Raw genomic sequence first — 1,926 nt, 5'->3', positions numbered from 1 at the left:
GAGCACCTCCTCGCACGGATCCGCGCTCTGGGGGGACAACCCCCTTGTCCCGAACCTACGGCCCCGTAGGCTCGAGTCATCCGCGCGACCGAGCGACCGCTCACACCTCGGCTGGGAAGTCGACCCCGACCCCTGCGAGGCACGCATGCCCCCAGTCGTCCCGGCCGTCCTCGACAGCTCCGCCGCCCCGCGCGGCGGCGCCGCGGCGAAGTTCACCAGCACCTACGGCGCCCTGTCCCGGGAGGTCCGCGACGCCGGGCTGCTGCGCCGGGCGTACGGCTACTACCTCGTCAACGCGCTGGTCCTCCTCCTGGCGCTCGGCGGCGTGACGACCGGGTTCGTCCTGCTGGGCGACTCGTGGTTCCAGCTCCTGATCGCGGCCGCGCTGGGGGTCGTGCTCACGCAGCTCGCGTTCCTCACGCACGAGACGGCGCACCGGCAGGTCTTCGCGTCCGGGCCGCTCAACGACCGCGTCGGCCGCATCCTGGCGAACGCCGTGGTCGGGATCAGCTACTCGTGGTGGATGACGAAGCACACCCGCCACCACGCCAACCCGAACCAGGTGGGCAAGGACCCCGACGTCGCGCCGGGCGTCATCTCCTTCACCGAGGAGGCGGCCTCGGACCACCACGGGTTCCTGGGCGCGATCACCCGCCGGCAGGGCTGGCTCTTCTTCCCGCTGCTCACCCTCGAGGGGCTCAACCTGCACGTGACCGCCGTGCGGTCGCTGCTGACCGGCACGCCGGAGGACCGGGCCTCGCGGCGGCGCGAGCTGATCACGATCCTGGTGCGCCTGACCCTCTACGTCGCCGTGATCTTCTGGTGGCTGCCGCTCGGGCTCGGGTTCGCGTTCCTCGGCGTGCAGCTCGCCGTGTTCGGCGTCTACATGGGCGCGACGTTCGCGCCCAACCACAAGGGCATGACCATGATCCCCGAGGGCAGCCGGATCGACTTCCTCTCCAAGCAGGTGCTCACCTCCCGCAACGTGCGCGGCGGCGCCTGGATGAGCGTCCTCATGGGCGGCCTCAACCTCCAGGTCGAGCACCACCTGTTCCCGAGCATGCCCCGGCCGCACCTGGCGCGGGCGCGCCTCCTCGTCCGTGCGCACTGCGCACGGCTCGGGCTGCCCTACACCGAGACCTCCCTGCTGCGCTCGTACGCGATCGTCGTGCGCTACCTCAACGAGGTCGGGCTCGCCGCCCGCGACCCGTTCGACTGCCCGATGCGGCAGCGGCTCGGGCGCCGCTGAGCGTCCGACGACGCGCCCGCTCCTGCGTCAGCCCACGCGGTGCTGCCGGCAGCGCGCCTCGTACGACTCGGACCCCCCCACGTGGCCCGACGTCGGGGCCAGCGCGTCGTCGTCTGCCGGCGTCGCCTCGAGCCTGACGTGGAACGCCGCGTCGCGCCCGCAGACCGCGCACACCGCGGTGAGCTTCGTGACCGACTCGGCGACCGACATCAGCTCGGGCAGCGGCGCGAACGCGCGGCCGTCGAACGTCACGGACAGCCCTGCGACCACGACCACGAGGCCCGCGTCGGCCAGGGCCGTGACGACGTCCACCAGGTCGGGGCCGAAGAACTGCGCCTCGTCGACGGCCACCAGCTCCGTGCCCTCCGCGACGAGGCCCGGGATCTCCTCGGCGTCCCGCACGCTGCGCGACGGCATCTCCTGCCCGGAGTGGGACGCCACCCGGCCGGGCCCGCTGCGCGTGTCGAGCTCGTGCGCGACGACGAGCACCCCGCGGCGCGCCACCTGCGCCCGGTGCACGCGGCGCACCAGCTCCTCCGTCTTGCCGGCGAACATCGGGCCGGCGATCACCTCGAGCCGCCCACCGCTGCGGTCGTCCGCCGTCATGGCCCGAGCATGACACGCCCCGGCGACACGGCGGGGCCCGACGACAGAGCCCGGGGGCGATGTCATGGACA

The 1,926-nt window shown here is 73.2% G+C and carries 2 protein-coding genes; one reads left to right on the top strand and one right to left on the bottom strand.

Annotation, left to right across the window (positions count from 1 at the left end; all coding sequences use genetic code 11):
- The first annotated feature begins 145 nt into the window (after positions 1 to 145).
- Positions 146 to 1,249: a fatty acid desaturase family protein gene (locus tag ACFWEK_RS21260; RefSeq protein ID WP_430545669.1), complete on the top strand. Its 1,104-nt coding sequence runs from the start codon at positions 146 to 148 to the stop codon at positions 1,247 to 1,249.
- 27 nt (positions 1,250 to 1,276) lie between these two features.
- On the opposite strand, the gene ACFWEK_RS21255 is transcribed toward ACFWEK_RS21260, so the two are convergent.
- On the bottom strand, positions 1,277 to 1,855 hold the full coding sequence (locus ACFWEK_RS21255; protein WP_430555330.1) for a thymidine kinase: 579 nt from the start codon (positions 1,853 to 1,855) through the stop codon (positions 1,277 to 1,279).
- Positions 1,856 to 1,926: the final 71 nt, after the last annotated feature.

This window comes from Isoptericola sp. NPDC060257 (genome assembly GCF_042726645.1).
In the GTDB taxonomy this organism is placed as follows: domain Bacteria; phylum Actinomycetota; class Actinomycetes; order Actinomycetales; family Cellulomonadaceae; genus Isoptericola; species Isoptericola nanjingensis.
Note: the sequence above shows the minus strand (reverse complement) of the source record. Positions and strands in the feature narration are given on the sequence as shown.